The sequence below is a fragment of the Pectobacterium atrosepticum genome (assembly GCF_000740965.1).
GTDB lineage: Bacteria > Pseudomonadota > Gammaproteobacteria > Enterobacterales > Enterobacteriaceae > Pectobacterium > Pectobacterium atrosepticum.
Map to the genome: position 1 here is coordinate 3,380,503 of NZ_CP009125.1, position 19,448 is coordinate 3,399,950.

A 19,448-nucleotide genomic window follows, 5' to 3' on the forward strand; every position below is an offset into this window, starting at 1 on the left:
CACCTTGCTGTGCAGGGCGAACGTGCTAAATATTTGTCTGAATATAAGGATAAATACCCTATGAAGAAGATTGGATTTTTATCATTTGGTCACTGGACGCCGTCGCAGCAGTCCGGCACACGCTCAGCGGCAGATGCATTACTGCAATCCATCGATCTTGCTGTCGCCGCTGAAGAACTGGGCGCTGACGGTGCCTATTTCAGGGTCCACCATTTTGCCCGCCAGTTGGGTTCACCTTTTCCACTGCTCGCGGCCATTGGCGCGAAAACCCGCAGCATTGAAATTGGCACCGGCGTCATCGACATGCGCTACGAAAACCCGCTGTATATGGCTGAAAATGCCAGCGCCGCCGACCTGATATCAGGGGGTCGTTTGCAGCTTGGCATCAGCCGTGGTTCCCCTGAACAAGTAGTCGATGGCTGGCGCTACTTTGGTTATCAGCCCGCAGAAGGTCAGTCTGAGGCGGATATGGCACGGCATCATACCGAGGCACTGCTGGATGTGCTGCGCGGAGAAGGGTTTGCGAAACCGAATCCACAGCCAATGTTCCCAAATCCACCGGGCCTGTTGCGTCTGGAACCTTATTCGGATGGGTTACGCGAACGAATTTGGTGGGGTGCAGGATCGAATGCCACGGCAGTATGGGCAGCGAAGCTGGGAATGAATCTGCAAAGCTCCACGCTAAAGGATGATGAAACTGGCGAACCTTTTCATATCCAACAGGCGCAGCAAATTCGTGCCTATCGGACCGCATGGGCTGAAGCTGGGCATACGCGCTCACCGCGCGTGTCTGTCAGCCGAAGTATTTTTGCACTGATGGATCAGCGCGATCGCGCCTATTTCGGCGGAAGCAGTAACGATAGCGACAAGGTCGGATTCCTCGATGAGAAAACACGCGCGATTTTCGGACGCAGCTATGCCGCCGAACCAGAAGCGCTCATCCAACAGTTAAAGCAGGATGAAGCTATTGCCGAAGCGGATACGCTATTGCTAACCGTACCGAACCAACTGGGCGTTGATTATAATGCGCATGTTATCGAAGCAATTCTGAAACATATCGCGCCGGCGATGGGATGGAGAGATTAGGCCAACCATCTAAATAATTAGCCTATTTATGAGCAGGTAACAATACTATCACTCGGCTATTAATGAGGCGTTACCCCCGAAGATAACGCCGTCAGGAATTGGGGGAATAAGGTACGATTTTCATCGGCATTCCCCCGGTTTTTCCAGCCTGTGAAACGGTTCAACGCTTTTTAATGCTATTTTGAAAATATAGTCTCTGGACCTATTGAATTCCCCCCCTCACTCGGCGTAAATTTAGCGCCGATCCCGTCATAACTGGTGTGACTCTAGTGATGACAGCGGGAAAGATTACCCTTCGGTGATATAACCAACAGCGTAATTATTTCCTTCCATAATAAAACGCACAATCGGGATCGTTGCTGGCGTGGTTTCTGCTGGAGAATAAATCGGTGAAGTATTTTTTTATGGGTATCTCATTCTGTTTAGTCGTTTGGGTGAGTACCTTTATGCTGATGGTAGAATAACCTGTCATTTGCCCGACAAAGATTTATTCGCTGAAGGGCACACACACAGAGATACAAAAGGCTGATGGTATTTATACCCTCAGCCTATTTTTATGCCCGTCACTCACCGTTCAGTTAATGATTCAGCATTATCTTTGCCATGTTCTACAGACTTAGCCCGTTCATTATCACACCGAACACGCCGCCGATTGCCAGCCACGGGCCAAAGGCCAGCGGTTTAGCCGTATCTTCTTTACGCAACCCGCGCCAGACAAGAGTAACGACCAATCCACTCAGCGCTGCAACCAAAACCAAATTCGGTAACGCCTGCCAGCCCAGCCAGGCACCTAGCGCGGCCAGCAACTTAAAATCACCATACCCCAGCGCCTCTTTACCGGTCGCGTATTTGAATACCCAATAGAGTAGCCACAGAGATAAATAACCCGCCATCGCGCCCACCACGGCATCCCCCACTGGGACAAACGTCTCAGAGAGATTAAACAGCAGCCCTACCCACAGAAGCGACAGCGTAAGCACATCCGGCAGCAACAGCGTTTTGATATCAATGACGGTCAGTACCAACAGGAAAGACAGTAGAATCAACGCCCCACACAACGCCATACTGGGCTGCCATAGCAAACCCGCCGTCAGGAAAGCCAGCATGGTGATAACTTCCACCAGCGGATATTGCACAGACACTGACTGATGACAGCAGCGGGAGCGACCGCGTAGCCACAACCAGCTGAACAGCGGGATGTTATCTTTCACCGCAATAACCTGCTGGCAGTGCGGGCAAGACGACGGCGGCCACCACAGGTTGTAGCGTGTACTGTCAGGGCTGGAATCGGTCATTCCGGCCTGAAGATCGAGGTCCTGCTGCCAGCTTCGTTCCAGCATAATCGGCAGACGGTAAATCACGACGTTTAGAAAACTACCAACAATCAGCCCCAACACGCCCAGCGCACCCAACCACCATGCCGGAAACACTTGTGCGAATTCCCTTAAATCGTCCACGTTAGTCCCTGATTATTGATAAAGAAGTGGTATAGATGAGCGTTTCATACTTTGCGGCTAGCACCAACCCTAACAATGGAGTGCTGCTAATTCTTACGATCGACTACGCAACGATGATCCCTGTTACAACAAACGCCCCTGAAAATTCAGCGTTCTGGCTCCCTGCTCGTCCACTTTACCGGTAGTCGCCAGCAGTTTTTTCATGGTCGCCGGTAAATCATTCCCGCTGCTAAGCCGCCCCGTAAAACGATATTCACCTTTCGGCGTAACGCTACCTTTGCCAGACAGCTGTAGATGAGAGGAAACCTGCCGCAGGCTCGCTTCTAGCGCCCCTTGCTCGCAACGCAACGTGGCCTGAGGCGTCGCCAACACCAGCCCACCCAGTGGGGTTTTCACTCGTGCATCTGGCCAAATGACGTTAGCATCCAGCGACTGACAGCCTGAACGATCGACCGTCGCCTCTTGCAGATTTAGCTGCACATTTCCTTCCGCCCCAATGGGCACAATAAAACGCAACTGGCTGAATAAATAGCCAGCCGGAACAGAAAGCCGCCATTGATAAAACTGCGGCTGCTGCCAGCCGCGAATAATGCCTTTACCTTCAATGCCTTCCGGGTTTTTAAACGCAATCTCGAGCGCGGGCATAAAACCTGAAAAGGTGATTTTCCAGTGCACATCGTCCAACGTTAACGTGCGCCAGCTAAACCGTTGCAGGTTCCCCTGCCATAGCGTTCCAGTGGCCTGCGCGATCGCCATTCCGGCGGGCAGCGGCATCGCAGTGAGCAAACGGGCAGGTGCATAACACGTCAGGAACAGCCCATAGGCCAGAACCAGAGCGACACCTGCGCCGATGCCGGATTTAAGCTTCATCCGCCCGTTCCAACATAAGCCGAGTGACATCCACCATTCCCGGGCTTTGCTCGACGGCATTCACATCCAGCGACACGACACGCACGCCGTTTTGCCGTTCCAGTTCGCTCAGCCAGCGAAGCAGACTATTAAAATCACTCTTGGCTAGCGTTACCGATGCCTGATTGCCCTGCGGCTGCAAACGTACGACGGTCAGCCCATAACGCTTGGTGCTTTGCGAGATCAAAATCGGCAGACTGGTTTCTCTCTGACTGTTTTCCCCCTGCGCCTGATTTCCCTGCGGAATCGAGGAGGCCTGCTTCTGCATCCAACTGACAGTCTGTTGCTCGCGGGAAATCGTACGCTCCCACTGATCTTCCCGCAGTTGCCACGGCTGAAAAATAGCGTAATACACCAGACAGAGCAGAAGCACCGCCGCGCACATCACCATAAGCTGACGTTCACGCTGACTCATTGTCTGCCAGCGTTGCCGTAATTCATTCATTGCTGGCTCCTTAATGTTAAGCGACCTTCAACCCGATCGTTTTCCTGCCGCATCTCCCCCGCCTGAACTTGATAATAGGCGGCAGCCTGCTGCTGAAATTGCTCTAGCTCCTGATACGACGTGCCCTGCAACGCCAGCCGGAATTCACCAGCAGCACCGTCGTAAGACAGCGACTGAATTTTGATAGCGCTATTCTGCGTCATCAGTTGCTGCAAGGGATTTAATTGCTCCAGCAGCCCTTTCCCTGAGCCCCCAGCAGCCGTACGTTGCAGGTGCTGCTGCATCTGCGCACGCGGGTTAACGACATTGCTCTCGGAAGGGAAAATTTGCCGATAGACACGCACGCTTTCCTGTCGCCAATGCTCAGCCTGTTGATAAAGCTGATAGTGCGCCCAACCCGCATCCGCCACGACCAACAGAAGGTAACAGGCAAAAGCTATCCCAACGCCACGCCATGGCAGCAGAGTGTTTTGCCAAGCTTTCTCCGGCGCATAATCGCCTTGCCGTAGATCGACAGAGGCGGGTAACTGCGCCGTTGCAGCCAGTGTGAAAAGATCCGTTTCCGGCTGTGCTTTCCACTCGCCCTCCTCCTGCCATTCGTACTGCGACAGCTCACCGCCAACCGATACGCCGCTGTAGCTGTATATCGCAGGCAACGGCATAGACGCCTTCAGCAGATCGCCACACCAGGACGATTCCGCCGCCATGGCATGGCCGGTCGGCTGGCGAAACAGCCACATATCGTCATGCTGTAACGCGCTCCAGCCATCCTGATGTTTCGGCAATACGCAGGCGTCAGGCAATAAAGCATCAACGCTGAGCCCCAGCGCATCACACTGCGCCAGCCAGCGCTGCATCCGTTTTTTTTCCACCACTGCGACCGTGCCATCATCGCCGTGAATGTCCAACACGGCAAAATGCAGTTTTTCAATTTCTGTAGCCAACTGATCTTCCAGCATAAACGGCACGATTTGAGTCAACTGACGCCGCGCCTGTCGGGGCAACGTCAGGGCATAAAACGTCACGTCAGTTGCCGGTACTAGTACGCGGGTAAACGTCACGGACGGATAGGCCGCCAACACCGGACGAACCAGTTCTACGCTACCACGCCCCTGACTCAGTAAATTCTCCCCATTGGATGAACGAACCTGCCATTCGATCTCTCCCTGCTCTTCTACCGGAAGACGAACAATGAGGCACGGATGTCGAACAACCGTTCCTCGATTTAATGGGGTTTTTGCGGTTTTTCGCTTCCATTTTCCCGCTATTTTCATGGATTCACCGTCCTATATCCTCCATATTGCCGCTGTACAACCTGTATCTTTTGTCCACTCAGATGAAGCAAGCTGCGTTGATGAAAATCACTGTCACCGACGCGCACCTGGAGTTTTACAAAGAACCATTCACTTTTTACTGCCAGCACCCGCTGCGCCGTATTTTTACTATTCGGGGGCAATGCCCCTGTTTGTTGCAGAACCTCAATACTTGCCCATCCCATACGTGGGCGTTGCTGCACCAGCGCTTTTGCCTGCGACATCGTCATTTCATTCAGGAACACGGCGGATAACAACGGAGCATCAAATTCGGTCAACGTATTGATATTAATGGACATCGCATCCACTGGTAGCGCACAGACATAGGGTAATAATCGGCGATAGAGATCGCTGTCCATGCCATAAACGGCTCGTAATTCGCTGATTTCACTCATTCTTTGATTGGCAGTACGATAAGGCACTGGCAACGTGGCATAGACCTCGTCTTCTGCACCGTTCGCCGATGGATAGTTATCTGCGTCAATCCAGTCTCGCACCGCCGCAGTAATTTTTTCTGCACGATCCGCATCCTCACCCAGGTTTTTCAATAGCAAACGGAAAACCTGTGCCGGATAAGGCGTTTTCACCAGCGTGCTTTCGTTATCCACGCCTTGATTGATCGCATTCAGATTAAAGCAGGTGCGCGCATCGCTAATCTGGCCGATGATTTCCCCGCCGTCCACGGGGAAACGGTGCCCCGGCTGCGACCAGTTCTGTCCGGCAAACGTGCGCCCCGGCATATTCCGCGCATCGCGCAGTAATATCTGACCACTCAGCGTCTCCGCCCCTAATGCATACCATTTCGCCTGCTGGCGGCTCAGGTGATTCTCGGTGCGCATAAACGCTTTACCCGTGCGCTCTGTAATCACCGCAGCAATGGTCACCATTAATGCCAGAATCAAGAGCACCACCAGCAGCGCAACACCGCGCTGACGCGACCTCATTTAACCGGTCCGGTGGTAATCAAGAACATACGCGACATTTCTCCGTAATCCCTTAAGGTCAGCACCACTTCAATCCCTTGTGGCAATTGCGTCGTGTTATCCCAGCGATCGCGCCAGGTTTTATTGCTGAAAAAGCGCAGGCGGAAACCGTCAACCTGTGTGAGAAGCGGTTTTACGCCAGGATCGAGTCCCTCAATCGGGTCAGGCACCGAGTGGGTTAACCGTTCCAGAGTGTGTTCCCGCAGCCGATAGGCCACAGGCTGAAGTTCAGAACGCGGCAATATGCCAAACGGATTCTGCCAGCCATTACGCATAAAGCTGACGCCCCAGTCATCACTTTTTACCTGATCGCGACCGGCGTAAAATATCGAGGTGCTTCCTCTACTGCCGCGTGCAATCATCTGAGAAAAATCGCTGTCCATTTGTGAGAAAGCGCGCTGTATTTCAGCAAGACGATCTGCTTTGCGCTGTGAGATTTCATCATTACGCATCACGCCGTTCAGCACTTGAAACGCGCTGAGGCTCAGCGCCGCAAAAATAGCGATCGCCAGAATCATTTCCAGCAGCGTAAAACCCTGCTGACGTTTCTGTCGCATGGTCTCTCGCCCCTGTCTTGTTTGGCTACACATCCTTGTTTTACTGCGCATTATTGTTTCACCACATAGGTGCGTAACGAGGCATCGGCAGCAAGGGCATCCTTATTACGTCGCACTTCCACATCCAGCGCTTTAGTCTGAGGATCACCGGTCTCTACGCCCTGCCAGCGCCAATTCCAGCGCACGCCAGCAAATTTCGTTTCGCCTTTCACCCACGATGCTTCAGGCCAGCGCTGCTCAAGCCGCAGTTGAACCTGCTGATTTTCCGCCACCCAGCCTGCGAACGTCTTCTCTTCCAGCCGGCTCAAGCTGCTTGCTTGTCTGGCTGTCGTTTGCAAAACGGCAATGCCAGCCAGTGCAAAAACGCTCAGCGCAGCCAGTACTTCCACCAGCGTCATCCCTTTCTGTCGCTTCATCGTTTCTTACCCTGACTCATCGACGTCACAAACCGTCCGTTGGCATCGACCTGAAGCCAATTCGAAAGCGCTTTGTTTTCAGACTTAAAGGCCAGACGGAAAGGCGTGATTTCACCACCGGGCAAAATTAGGATATCGGGATCGTCGCCGCTCTGCGTTTTATCCACTTTTTTCCCATCGGCCTGCAATAGTTCAAGCCGCAATGCATCGGGCAGCGTCGCCGATGCGCTCACCCGATACGGTTGCCACGGCTGCCACTTGTAACCCTGCCAGCGGTCGTTGTCTGGGATCGGTGTCCCTTCCGTTGTAGCAGGTCGCTGGAGTTGATAAAACTGCCAGCGATCGGGATAAATGCGCACACCCAGCATATATTCGTTAACCTGACTGTTTTCAGCAGCAAATTCCAACTGCGCCTGAAAACGTGCCAACTGCCAGGCGCTGTCATTCTGACGTTGGGGAGGAAACGCCATGACCACCATGCTAGCCGCGATGCCAGCCAGTAACACAACCAGCATCATTTCCAGCAGGGTGAATCCCTGCTGCTTCCTCGTTGACCGCTTCATTGCGCTTCTGCCGTCCTTTTCCCACCGCCATCGATGACATTCATCTATAAAAACAGACGTGCTGCCGCATGCTTTTATTTTTTATCAAGATTCCAGTTGCCGATGTCATCTTCTGTTCCCGGCATCCCGTCTGGCCCAAGGGAGAAGATATCCAATTTACCGTGCTGGCCCGGGTTCAGCAGTTGGTAGTCAGTGCCCCACGGATCCTGCGGCAGGCGGCGAATATAGCCATCGGCTGGATAGTTACGCGGTTCTGGCTGTACCGTCGGCTTCGTGACCAGCGCTTTCAGCCCCTGTTCGGTGGACGGATATCGGTTGTTATCCAGCTTGTACATATCGAGTGCGCTTTCCAGAGACACAATATCGCTGACGGCTTTTTGCTTATCCGCCTTTTCCTTATTCCCCATCAGATTGGGCACCACCAGGCTCGCCAATACGCCGAGAATGACGATCACCACCATAATTTCCAACAGAGTAAAACCACGCTGACTATAACCACGTTGACGTTGCTGCATCCTTACTTTTCCTCGTTCAATTGTTGGTTCTCTTACCGAACTCATTGTTGCTACAAGCTCATTGACCTTATGAACTCATTAACGTATTCAGTTGTAGAATCGGTTGTAAAATCGCCAATACGATAAACAGGACGACTGCCGCCATGCTGACAACTAGCAGCGGTTCAAATAACCCCAGCGCCAGCGTCATGTGCGAACTGAATTCACGATCCTGATTATCTGCCGCCCGTTCCAACATGCTGTCCAGCTCGCCGCTGCGTTCACCGCTGGCGATCATATGGCGCATCATCGGGGGAAAGAGCGCCGTCTGTTCCAGCGCTTTGTGTAGGCTAACGCCCTCTCGTACCGCATCCGTTGCCATCGCGAGACGATAGCGGGCATAGTCATTGCTCATCACATCACCGCTAATGCGCATCGCCTGCAACAACGGCACCGCACTGGCATTGAGAATACTGAGTGTTCGCGCGTAGCGTGCCGTATTCAGACCACGAGCTATACGGCCGATCAGCGGTAAATGCAGTATGCGTCGATGAAAACTGACGCGCCGCTTCTCCTGCCGCAGCATCACCCTGAGCGCCATAAATCCGGCCAGCAATGCCAACAGGAACCATGGCCCAAACGTGCGCACTGCATCACTCATCCCCATCAAAACCCGGGTAGAGAGCGGCAGCGCCTGCTTCATATGAATAAATTGCTCGACAACTTTCGGCACCACGACAGACAGCAAAATGCTGACCACAGCAATCGCGACCACGGTTAGCACGCACGGGTAGATCATCGCCTGCTGTATGCGGCTACGCATCTGTTGGCGCTGCTCAGTGTAGTCTGCCAGCCGATTCAACACGGCATCAAGATGACCTGATGTCTCACCTGCGGCGACCATTGCGCAGTACAGCCGTTCAAAGCTGCTGGGAAAGCATTTCATGGCATCAGCCAGCGAATGACCTTCCATGACCTTGCTGCGCACCGCCGCCATCAACTGACTCAGATGCGGTTTTTCGCTCTGTTTTGCAACCGCATCCAGTGCTTCTTCCAACGGCAACGATGCCGCTACCAGCGTCGCTAACTGGCGAGTCAATAGCGCCAAATCTGAGGTACTGATACGAATTTTACGCCGTAGAGAAAATCCTGTAGAACCCGACTTCTGCTGATCGCCTCGGCTTTCATCAACCGACAGCGGCACCAGTCCGCGCTCCCGCAATAACTGACGCGCCTGTCTGGCAGAGTCTGCCTCCTGACTGCCACGGCATTTTTTCCCCTGCGCATCCAGCGCCTGATACTGGTACTGTGCCATGTCATTCCTCTTTGGTTACGCGGATCACTTCTTCCCAGGTCGTAAGCCCTGCCAGTACTTTCTCCAAGCCGTCCTGACGGATGGTGGCGCGTTTCTCTCCTAAAATCCGCGCTATCGCCATTTCACCGTCACTGCGGTGAATTGCGGCACGGACATCGTCATTGATCAGCACCAGCTCATGAATACCGATACGCCCCCGGTAGCCGGTAAAGCTACACTGCGGACAGCCAACGGGGTTATGCAACAGCGTATCAGGCACAATCCCCATCTGTTTCGCCTGAACCGGATCGACCGGCTGTGGCTGGCTACAGTCAGAGCATAGCGTCCTGACCAGACGCTGCGCGAGTACACCCAACAGGGAAGTTGACAGTAGGAAAGGCTCTACGCCCATATCCTGTAAACGAGACAGCGCGCCCAGCGCACTATTGGTGTGCAGTGTGGATAACACGAGGTGGCCAGTCAGCGATGCCTGAACGGCAATCTGCGCCGTTTCACCATCACGAACTTCCCCCACCAGCACGACGTCCGGGTCCTGACGCAGAATGGCACGTAGCCCACGGGCAAACGTCATATCCACCTTGGTATTCACCTGCGTTTGTCCGATGCCTTCCAGTTCATACTCGATGGGATCTTCCACCGTCATGATGTTACGTTCCGAGGCATTCAGGCGACTGAGTGCTGCGTAAAGCGTGGTACTTTTCCCCGACCCTGTCGGGCCAGTGACCAGAATAATCCCGTGCGGACGGTGGATCAGGCTGTCCAACAGTTGTCGATTACGTTCCGACATGCCTAACAGTTCAAGATCAAGCTTAACGCTGTTTTTATCCAACAAACGCAGCACGACGCGCTCACCGTAGTTCGACGGCAATGTGGACACGCGCACGTCAATCGCCCGTCCCCCCACCCGCAGCGCCATGCGCCCATCTTGCGGGATACGCTTTTCCGCAATATCCAGCTTAGCCATGACTTTGATACGCGATACCAGCAGCGAAGCCAGCTTACGCTGTGGACGCAAGATCTCACGTAATACACCGTCAACCCGGAAGCGGATCAGCAAATAGCGCTCATAGGTTTCGATATGAATATCCGACGCCTTATTCTTAATCGCCTCGGTCAACATGGCGTTGATGAGGCGGATAATCGGTGCGTCGTCATCGGCATCGAGCAGATCATCGCTGTCTGGCAGTTCTTCCACCAGCGTATAGAAGTCCATCTCGTTGCCGATGTCCTCCATCATACGGCGCGCCTCTTCCGAGTCGCGCTGATAGCTAATGACCAATTGCCGCTCAAACTCTTCTTCCGTGACTCGCTCAACCCTGAGCGAACAGCCCGCAACCCGACGCGCTTCCAGCAAAGCGGCTGACGGCGTCTGCGCGACACAAATCGTCCGAAGGCTCGCGTCATTTTCCCCCTGCAACAGCAGAATTTGCTGCGATCGTGCATAGGCGAAAGGCAATATGGGGCGTAATTCTATAATCTGAGAGGCAACGTCACTCATTTCCCGCCCGCCGGATAGAACGCCACAATAGAGGACTGGACCTGACGGAACGTATAAGCGTTCCCACCCTCTGGCAGGCGCAGCAAATCGTTATCCAGAAGCCCGCCATCACCGCTATTTACGTTTCTCTGTTTCTGTTCTTCATTGCTGAATGAGTGATATTTACTGGCAGAGGCACTCTGATATTGGCTACGATCGCGGATAATAGAAGGACGGATAAACAACATCAGGTTACGCTTTTTCGTTTCCTGACTGTTTGAACGGAACAAATGCCCCAGAATCGGAATATCGCCCAAGAAAGGCACTTTACTGGCGGACTCATTCGTACTTTTATCCAGCAAGCCCCCCACTACGACGGTTTCGCCGCTGCTGACCAGCACCGCGTTATTGACGGTACGTGTGTTGAATGTTGCCCCAAGATTGGTGCTGCTGCTGGAGGCAGCATCAGCCACGCTGGAGACTTCCTGCTCGATTTCCAGCAGAACGGAGTCGCCTTCGTTGATTTGCGGTTTCACCTTCAGTTTGATACCGACCGTTTTACGTTCAACCGTTTGGAAAACGTTGTCACCGGATGTCGTCTGTGAACCCGCTAATACAGGCACTTCCTGACCAACGTTAAACGTCGCTTCCATATTGTCCAGCGTCACAATACTCGGCGTTGCCAGAATATCGTTCTTGCTGTTGCTGGAGAGTGCCGTCATCAGCATGCTCCAGTTGCCCTGATAGAAACCGGCGGCAATCCCGTTGAAGCTGCCCAGTGCACTCGTCGCAGCCGTGCCAAGCGTTCCATCACGCCGAAACTGGTCCGCTCCCGCCATCATTGTCGTGATCGGTAACCCCGTATTCGTGAACTGTGTCACCCCAGCATTTTTATTCGCCCATTGAACGCCCAGGTTCATCCCATCGGCATCTTGCACTTCCGCGATGATCGCTTCGACCAATACCTGCGGACGACGGATATCCAGCTGTGCAATCACCTGTTCCAGATCGCGCATGATGTCAGGTGCCGCATTCACAATCAGCGAGTTGGTTTGTTCGTGTGCCTTAATCGAAATGTCTTTGCGCAGCGCGGGCAACGCATTTTGTTGGTCGGTTTGGATACTGTCGCCTACTCCCGTGAGCACTTCAACCAGATCGGTGGCCTTGGCGTATTTGAGATAGATGACTTTGGTATTGCCCTGTACCGCCTGCTGGCGATCGAGCTGCTTGATCATATCGATAACGCGCTGGCGTGAATTCGGCTCTCCGCGCACCAGCACCGAGTTGGTTCTTTCGTCGGCCACCACATTGGCGGTCAACATACCCGGCAAGGCAGATTTCTCATCCATCTTGTTCAGTTCATTCACCATCTTCACCACTTCCAGCGAAGAGGCATAAGACAGCGGAATGCTCGTCACATTCCGATCGCCGGTCTTATCAACCCGTTCCACAATCGTCATCAGCCGCTTGATCACACCCGCGCGGCCGGTCATCAACAGCACGTTCGAGGGTTCGTAATGCACCACGCTCCCAGCCCCCGCGTTGTCGTTCAACTGGCGCAGCAGAGGTGCCAAATCGCGAGCCGCCACGTTGTTGACTGGCACGACGCGCGTGACGACTTCATCACCGATACCCGGCTGCTCATCACTCGCCAACGGCATGGATGTCGATTTCGCATCCTTCGAGCGAATAATTTTCAGGACATTGTTATCCATCGGAATAACCGTGAATCCATAGACATCCAACACGCTCAGGAAGAACTGGTAATACTGATCTTCGTTCATCATGTCATAGCTGCGTACGGTAATTGTTCCGCTGACCGATGGATCGATAATCACCGTCTTATTCAGATTCTTACTGACGGTATTGATAAACTCCTGAATATCCGTGCCCTTAAAACTGGCTGAGAATTCGGCACTCCACGCCAATGATGACGCCATCAACAAAATACTACCACCGAGCAACAACATGCTCTTGCGGCGTGTATTACCAAGCCATTGGTTTTTATATTTCGAAAAAACCTGACGCTTAAAAAATCCCTGTCCCTTGCTAAACAAATTAGTGGTCTCCATCCAATGCCAGATATATATCCTGCTGTTGACCATCACGCTCGACGGTCAAATTAAATTTGCTCATCCCTGCCAGTTGCGCCATCGCCTGCTGAGCCTGATCCGCATCGCGTAAATCCATGCCGTTTAATGAAACGGCGAGATCGTTGTCCTGCAAGCCTGCGCGGTAGAAAAGATCGGGATTTTTGCCGGGGTTTAACTGATATCCTTTCAGTACTTCTTCTTCCGTGACGGGAGAAATGGTGAGGTAGTCCTGCGCCGTGAAGGGATCTTTTTGTATCTTCTCTTTCGCCTGACTAAAGGCACCAGAAGACGGCGGTGCGTCGGCAGTGCTTTCCTCCTGATACAAATGCAGCGCCTCATAGCGCCCTTGATACTGGAGCACGACACGATCGGCAGAGATAGTCACAATTTTAGCTTCATAGCCCGGCACAGCATCGCCGACGTTGCGGCTATATTGCTGACTATCTTTAGCGATAATGGCAATCGAACGTTTGGCGTCTTCACTCGCTAGCACGCCAGTCAGACTGATATTTAACGATGACAGAGGAATATCCCCGGATAATGCGGCGTCGTTAACAGCGGACGCATCCGCATCGGGAGCATGACCGAACAAGGTAAAAACACCCGACGTTGTGGGCTTTTCTTTCGCCTGGGCAGGCGTGACCGACACGCCAATAATGCGTGAGTCTTCAGGTAGGAGAAAGCGCCAGGTCAGCACGGCCAACTGCTGACAAATCAGCAGCAAAATCAGCCCCAATACAATACGTCGAATCAGAGGAGCTGGCAGTGACCGAAAAGTAGCGACCAGCGAATTAAAAGACGGTTCTTTGAAAGCTTGCAATCGTGCCATAGGTAATCATCCATAATACTCCCCACGCCCAGCGGCGTGGGGAAAATGCCTTATTCCGTTGCGGCTTCCCGGGTGATGGTTTCATCACCGCTGGTCGTCAGCGCGGCATCATTATTTACACGGTCTTCGAGCCTGATATTTTCAATATGACCGAAATTCCAGGCTCCCGGTACATTCTCAAAAATGACATTTTTAAATTCACTGCTCTTCAGGAACGTGATGTCCGTGGCTTTTACATTTTTGAATTTTACATTCTCAAAATGCAAGCCTTGGTGATAAGCATCACGTTCAAAGGAGAACTTATACGCATCAGCCATTTCAGCCACGGTCATCCCGTCGACCATGATGCTGTTTTTCTTCGGTGAACCATCAACCGTGACGTTAGAAACGGTCACATCACGGAACTGCGCGGGTTCTGCCGCTGGCTGGGTATCGTTCACGTCCGCTTTATATTTGATAGTGAACACGAACGGCTCGTTGACAATATCACGCATCGCGTTATTACGGAATACCACGTCACGCGAGCCGCCACCATAATAAGGTCGGCTCTTCATGCGTAAGCCAACATCCGTCTTATTCATTACGTTATCTTCAGCAACGATTTTTTCAATCCAGGCACCGGTGTGGCTACCCGTTACCACCGCACCATGACCACGGCGGAAGTAGTTATTGAAGATCCAGGCACCGCTCTGTGCTTTTTGCCCCAGCGTCGCCACCTCGGCACCGTATCCCGCGGCAAAGTTTACGCTGTCATCACCCGTATCAAAAAAGTTATTAAATACCATGACGTTCTGGCTGTTTCCGAATTCAATGCCATCCGCGTTGTTTGCATCATATGTCGTGTGAACCAACGCATTCATCGCCACATTTTCAGATTCTAGCACCATCACGCCGTGGTATGCCGGGTTCAGAATTGTCAGCCCTTCCAGATACATATTGCTTACACCGCGCAACGTCATCAGGCTGGAGCGGCGGTTTTTGTACGCTTCATCCAGTAATATTCCTTCAGCAACGGCTTTTGCCGTTTGGTCTTTTGCCAGAATACCGTCACTGCTGACATTGGTGGCTTTGCTCGCACGATAGAGAGGTAAGGTATTATTTAATTCATCAATTTCAGTAATGTTTGCATCACCGGCTTTAATGCCTCGCGTCCAGCCATTACCATCAATCGTGCCCTGCCCGACGATACGAATATTTTTAAAGGTGCCAGCATGGCTGCTACCCTGATCGTCCGCTTCCAGTACGTTAATCAGCGACGGTGGGCGCTTAGGCAATTTAGGTGCACTGTACGGGTAGAGATAGTAGCCACGGGCAAGTGGGTAATCGTCACCGTTTGCTGACCCCAGCAACGTAGTGCCTTTCGCGACTTCAAACGTCATATCGCTATGCAGGAACAGCGCACCAGTTTTAAACGTCCCACCTTCAACTACAACTTTACAGCCTTTCGGATACGCGGCTGGCGTACAGTCATCAATCGCCTTCTGAATCGCCACCGTATCGTTTGCTACCCCATCCCCTTTAGCACCGTAGTTAGTCACGTTCAATGAGGCTGGCGTGGCCGTTGTTTTCTGCACAACCGCGTCACTATCAACGGATTCTTTACCGTCTTCATAAAGCGCGCGCACCGTGAAACGGTACTCTGTTTCCGGCGACAGGTTAGCCACCTTGAAATTATGGAAGCTGACGCGGACGTGCCAGTTGGTGGTATCAATCGCGTTGTAGAAGTTATCGATATAAGGCTTCGCTGGCGAGTGGGTGTTCTGGTTATCAATGGTTCCGCCCAACAAGGTTCCATTCATATAGACACGATAATCTTTAATGCCTGCGGCAGGTTTAGTCGGTTTCTCCCAGGCAAGTACCACGCTATTGTCATCATAGGCGAGCGTCGGCACTTTAAGATTCTGCGGCGCGGCGGAACGATCGACACCAACATCCGGCGCTGAGTCGCTATCGCTGCATCCGGCAATCAGGCTGCTCAGAACGACTGTCGCACAGAGCGTAAGACGAGTACGGGGTAAAAAGTAAGTCATAGTATTTCCTGTATTTTTACTATTATTTTTCCCGATATCTCTCACTCGGCGGCAGATTCATTACCGCAAAATGATTGGTATTGGGCAGAGGGGTTACAGATAACTATTTCAATAAAAATAATGTGTTAATGACGATAATGTATTAATGACGATAACTAGGGGAGAGAAATATCCAGCTTTCCAGAGCCAGCATTTTCCAGGACATATTTCTCAACGGCGGCGATGGATTTCCCAACGCTATACACATAAGGCGGGCTCCATTCCAATTCATTGGTGCAAGTCTCCAGCGCCCATCCCGGCACCGCTTTCCCAGAGCTTGTCGCAGCGGCTTTCTCGGTTTCTTGCAGTGCGCTGCACTTATCCAATGCGATTTGATTCAAATTGCTTGCCGGATTGCCATTGAACCAGGAACCGTTGTCTTTAAACTTACTTCCCTTATAAGCACCAATAATCAGTTTTTCGTCTGCATTGCCGCCCTCGAAGTTAAAAACGTTACTCTCAGAAAGAATCGATGAATCGAAGCCCATCCCAATGGCATACAGAATGGGATAGTTTGTATCCGTTGCGCCACGATGATAGTTATTCAGCAAATGCACCTGACCAAAACGCACACGCGGTGAACGCTGCACGCTGTTGTCCCATAAATTGCCTTCAAAGGTGATCCGATATTCCCCTTTATCGCCGTCACCAGAGCCGATTAATACTGTTTTGTCATGCTGAGCAAAAATGTTGTAGGAAATCGTCAGGTAATCAGCACCATCTTCTATATCCAGCAGGCCATCGTGGCGTTGGATATGTTTACCGAACAGCACCGGCTCTAAATGATCAGGATATTCACCATCCGTAAAGGTGCAGTGGTCGACCCAGACATTTTTGCTGGCATTAATTGATACAGAATCATAACGCGCATTCCAGTTGCCTTTCTCACCGTCGCCCGCATCCCAAGCTGGGGCAAAGTCACGCGGTGCCTGAAACGTAATATTGCGGATAATGATGTTGCTGTTATCCGTTTTGCCGAACGTGTGGCTTAACGTATTGAGGGATAAATAGCCTTCCACCAGTTTGGCGTCGCTACCTACACCTAAAATCGTGGTATTCGGCGGAACCTGAAATTGAATCTGCGCTTTCTGATTGTTAGCATACTGTGAACGCTGACCATTCTGTTTTTTCAACAGGCTAAGCTCTGCACTGGCTGCTGCCGCATCAGCTCCACCCGCATCTGCCGTGGCTTTCAGCTGCGCCATATAATTCTGATCGAAGGCTTTGACATATAAATCGAAATCGAACGTAGTTTTATTCGGTTTGGTTTTATAATCCTCCGCATTCGCATTACGTCCATTCCCTAAATCATCACCACGGACAGTACCTTGCCAATAGATAATCTTAGGTTCTAATTTTGCCTGTAACTCCGCATCGGAATCGCCTGCGATATAACGTGCGCTGCGGATATTATTTAACGCGTCTTTCAATTCCTGACGATTGGTGACGATATAAATGCTATTTTCATGTGCGCCCTCACCTCCCGTCGTTGCGTAAAACTTACCATCCGTGTTCTGATATTGTGCAGCCCAACCAAACGGGGTGGTTTTCACCTGCAAATCTGGCGGCGCCGTTTCTGCCACTGGCTGCTGACTATTGTCACACCCAGAAAGTATTATCCCTGAAAGGGCAATAGCTACCGCACAGGTGCGTAAGCGACCAGTCCCAATAACCGTTCTAAACATTTTATCCCTCAGTATTTTTTAATTATTAAAATAGAAAAATAAATCCGCACAAAATCCTGCGATATTAATCGCATTCTTTAAAATTGCTTTTATTCGTAATTTAGCGGCAGATTGACACATCCCTTATAGATAAAAAAGTAGCGTAATACCTGTAGTAAAAACCACATAATAATGCTACCGATTTAACACTCAAGATGCTTAATTAAATTCTTATGATTCGCCCCTCGTTTATTGACTACCAAATCACCAAAAAGAAACGTTATACCTACAATGGTAAAACGTGGTTTCATTAAAGCAAATTCGCACATTTTTTTTGCGACCCGCATCAAGATTCCATCCGTGATTATTATGATTACAATAGTTTTTAATCAAATTGGAGGAACTGTCACATAACCGAGAGATTCAGTTTTCTGCCGCTTCCTATTTTTTGCAAAATAAGGCATGTAGCACCATCCTACTCACCCGACTTTCGTTTATGATGTGATGCTACACGACCTAAGTACCCCCTAAATAATTCGAGTTGCAGGAAGGCGGCGACGCAGTGAATCCCCAGGAGCTTACATCAGTAAGTGACTGGGGTGAGCGAGGACAAATCGGCATAGCCGATTTGAACGCCGTAAGCGGCGGCCCTTCAGGGTGAGGCTCATAGATGAGCCGAGTATTGCCAACACACATGCAGCTTGAAGTATGACGGGGATAAATAATTAAGGATTAGCGCGTGGATAACGCACCGGACGCACCGACACACTCACAGCCAGCGCTACTTGCCAGATATCCGATGCCCGGTTATCTGATGGTTGTTTATGCTTTGCTTTTTATCGCGCTAGGCTGGTTCAGCCACCAGCGCTGGGGTAGCCCCACCGAGTCTCCGACGACCACGTTGGCCGTTCAAGCCGCCACCTTACCTGCGGCTGAGGGACAAGCGCAGACAGCACTCACGGCTACGCCTCACCAAGGAGAGGCTCATGTCGATGCGCCTGCTGCATCCCTTGAGAAAAAGACCACGCTGTCGTTACCTCCCGTCAGCAATGGCGAGATTCCACCATTGACCTACAGCGCACATGTTTATACGTCGGACGAAGCCAAGCGCAGCATCACGCTCAACGGCCTGCAATTCCGTGAAGGCGACTCGCCGATGGAAGGGCTAACCATAGAACAAATCCAGCAGGATATGACCATTTTCAGCGTAGAGGGCGAGGTGTTTATTCTGGAAGCACTGGAGGATTGGCCGGGCGGAAAATTCAACGAGAATGAACGTTCCGCCGACAACGAAAGTGGAAGCGCGACGCCTTAGCCGTGGCTGCGCATAGCATCAATAAACGGCGTCAGCGTACGGTTAAATTCCGAACACTGCGCCTCTTTTGGCGTGCTGTCTTTTAATAACCCTTGATACAGGCTTTCGCTGCGCTGCGGTAAAGCCTGATAGTTCGCAACATTCCAGCCTCTTTGCTTCGCCACAGTCAACGCAACATTGGCAATCGTCGCATCATCGGGGAGATCGCTACGGTTACACTTCGATTTGAGATATCGGGTAGCCGCAACCAGCGACGACAGCTGGTTCAGTTGATCGTTAGAAGAGACCGTTACCGCAGAAGACTGACCTGCCACCGTTCCTTTGTGGGCAGACGTTCCTGTTTGTTGGCACCCGGCCAGCGTGACGCAAAGCAGCGTTAACGCAGAAAATTTAGACAGAGATAACGACATGACAAACTCATCCTGATTGAGATTAACGGTAGGCATTCTAGCAAATGATAAGC

The 19,448-nt window shown here is 51.7% G+C and carries 19 protein-coding genes; 3 read left to right on the plus strand and 16 right to left on the minus strand.

The genetic code is table 11. From position 1 onward, the window contains the following. Positions 1-60: 60 nt before the first annotated feature. Positions 61-1,086, plus strand: coding sequence for an LLM class flavin-dependent oxidoreductase (locus GZ59_RS14965; protein WP_011094621.1), 1,026 nt, complete (start codon positions 61-63; stop codon positions 1,084-1,086). Between the two features lie 389 nt (positions 1,087-1,475). Next, the gene (gene ypdK / locus GZ59_RS23585) at positions 1,476-1,550 is read left to right on the plus strand and encodes a membrane protein YpdK (RefSeq protein WP_099606229.1); all 75 of its coding nucleotides are present in this window, start codon (positions 1,476-1,478) and stop codon (positions 1,548-1,550) included. Between the two features lie 144 nt (positions 1,551-1,694). Here ypdK and GZ59_RS14970 read toward each other — a convergent pair whose 3' ends face one another. The 15 genes from GZ59_RS14970 to GZ59_RS15040 form a co-directional block, all read right to left on the minus strand. Beyond that, complete coding sequence (locus tag GZ59_RS14970) at positions 1,695-2,543, minus strand: prepilin peptidase (protein ID WP_011094622.1); 849 nt, start codon at positions 2,541-2,543, stop codon at positions 1,695-1,697. A 123-nt stretch (positions 2,544-2,666) separates the two neighbouring features. Beyond that, on the minus strand, positions 2,667-3,413 hold the full coding sequence (locus GZ59_RS14975) for a type II secretion system protein N (RefSeq protein WP_011094623.1): 747 nt from the start codon (positions 3,411-3,413) through the stop codon (positions 2,667-2,669). Continuing rightward, positions 3,403-3,897, minus strand: a complete 495-nt coding sequence (gspM, locus tag GZ59_RS14980) for a type II secretion system protein GspM (protein WP_011094624.1) — start codon at positions 3,895-3,897, stop codon at positions 3,403-3,405. Before gspM ends, GZ59_RS14975 begins: the two co-directional genes overlap by 11 nt. Next, the gene (gene gspL, locus GZ59_RS14985; RefSeq protein WP_011094625.1) at positions 3,894-5,171 is read right to left on the minus strand and encodes a type II secretion system protein GspL; all 1,278 of its coding nucleotides are present in this window, start codon (positions 5,169-5,171) and stop codon (positions 3,894-3,896) included. Before gspL ends, gspM begins: the two co-directional genes overlap by 4 nt. Then, positions 5,168-6,154 (minus strand): type II secretion system minor pseudopilin GspK, encoded by a 987-nt coding sequence (gene gspK, locus GZ59_RS14990; protein ID WP_011094626.1) that lies wholly within the window; start codon positions 6,152-6,154, stop codon positions 5,168-5,170. Before gspK ends, gspL begins: the two co-directional genes overlap by 4 nt. Next, positions 6,151-6,750, minus strand: coding sequence for a type II secretion system minor pseudopilin GspJ (gene gspJ / locus GZ59_RS14995; RefSeq protein WP_071598495.1), 600 nt, complete (start codon positions 6,748-6,750; stop codon positions 6,151-6,153). The genes gspK and gspJ overlap by 4 nt, the downstream gene beginning before the upstream one ends. A 50-nt stretch (positions 6,751-6,800) precedes the next feature. Then, positions 6,801-7,166, minus strand: coding sequence for a type II secretion system minor pseudopilin GspI (gspI, locus tag GZ59_RS15000; protein ID WP_011094628.1), 366 nt, complete (start codon positions 7,164-7,166; stop codon positions 6,801-6,803). Next, positions 7,163-7,729 carry a type II secretion system minor pseudopilin GspH gene (gspH, locus tag GZ59_RS15005; RefSeq protein WP_011094629.1) on the minus strand — a complete coding sequence of 189 codons (567 nt, stop codon included), beginning with the start codon at positions 7,727-7,729 and terminating at the stop codon, positions 7,163-7,165. Before gspH ends, gspI begins: the two co-directional genes overlap by 4 nt. Positions 7,730-7,803: 74 nt before the next feature. Continuing rightward, positions 7,804-8,244, minus strand: coding sequence for a type II secretion system major pseudopilin GspG (gene gspG, locus GZ59_RS15010; RefSeq protein ID WP_011094630.1), 441 nt, complete (start codon positions 8,242-8,244; stop codon positions 7,804-7,806). A 67-nt stretch (positions 8,245-8,311) separates the two neighbouring features. Further along, positions 8,312-9,538: a type II secretion system inner membrane protein GspF gene (gspF, locus tag GZ59_RS15015; RefSeq protein ID WP_011094631.1), complete on the minus strand. Its 1,227-nt coding sequence runs from the start codon at positions 9,536-9,538 to the stop codon at positions 8,312-8,314. Position 9,539: 1 nt separating this feature from the next. Then, positions 9,540-11,036: a type II secretion system ATPase GspE gene (gspE, locus tag GZ59_RS15020; protein WP_011094632.1), complete on the minus strand. Its 1,497-nt coding sequence runs from the start codon at positions 11,034-11,036 to the stop codon at positions 9,540-9,542. Next, a complete protein-coding gene (gene gspD / locus GZ59_RS15025; RefSeq protein ID WP_011094633.1) occupies positions 11,033-12,985 on the minus strand; it encodes a type II secretion system secretin GspD in 1,953 nt (650 codons plus the stop codon). Before gspD ends, gspE begins: the two co-directional genes overlap by 4 nt. 88 nt (positions 12,986-13,073) lie before the next feature. Further along, on the minus strand, positions 13,074-13,937 hold the full coding sequence (gene gspC / locus GZ59_RS15030; protein WP_039292891.1) for a type II secretion system protein GspC: 864 nt from the start codon (positions 13,935-13,937) through the stop codon (positions 13,074-13,076). A 50-nt stretch (positions 13,938-13,987) separates the two neighbouring features. Beyond that, entirely contained in the window at positions 13,988-15,967 is a 1,980-nt protein-coding gene (locus GZ59_RS15035) for a glycosyl hydrolase family 28 protein (protein WP_039292894.1), read from the minus strand. A 155-nt stretch (positions 15,968-16,122) separates the two neighbouring features. Beyond that, positions 16,123-17,691: a pectate lyase family protein gene (locus tag GZ59_RS15040; RefSeq protein ID WP_039292897.1), complete on the minus strand. Its 1,569-nt coding sequence runs from the start codon at positions 17,689-17,691 to the stop codon at positions 16,123-16,125. A gap of 718 nt (positions 17,692-18,409) precedes the next feature. Between GZ59_RS15040 and gspB the strand changes: the two genes are divergently transcribed. Next, positions 18,410-18,985 (plus strand): type II secretion system assembly factor GspB, encoded by a 576-nt coding sequence (gene gspB / locus GZ59_RS15045; RefSeq protein ID WP_039292899.1) that lies wholly within the window; start codon positions 18,410-18,412, stop codon positions 18,983-18,985. On the opposite strand, the gene gspS is transcribed toward gspB, so the two are convergent. Then, positions 18,982-19,395, minus strand: coding sequence for a type II secretion system pilot lipoprotein GspS (gspS, locus tag GZ59_RS15050; RefSeq protein WP_011094638.1), 414 nt, complete (start codon positions 19,393-19,395; stop codon positions 18,982-18,984). The two genes, gspB and gspS, sit on opposite strands and share 4 nt — an antisense overlap. Positions 19,396-19,448: the final 53 nt, after the last annotated feature.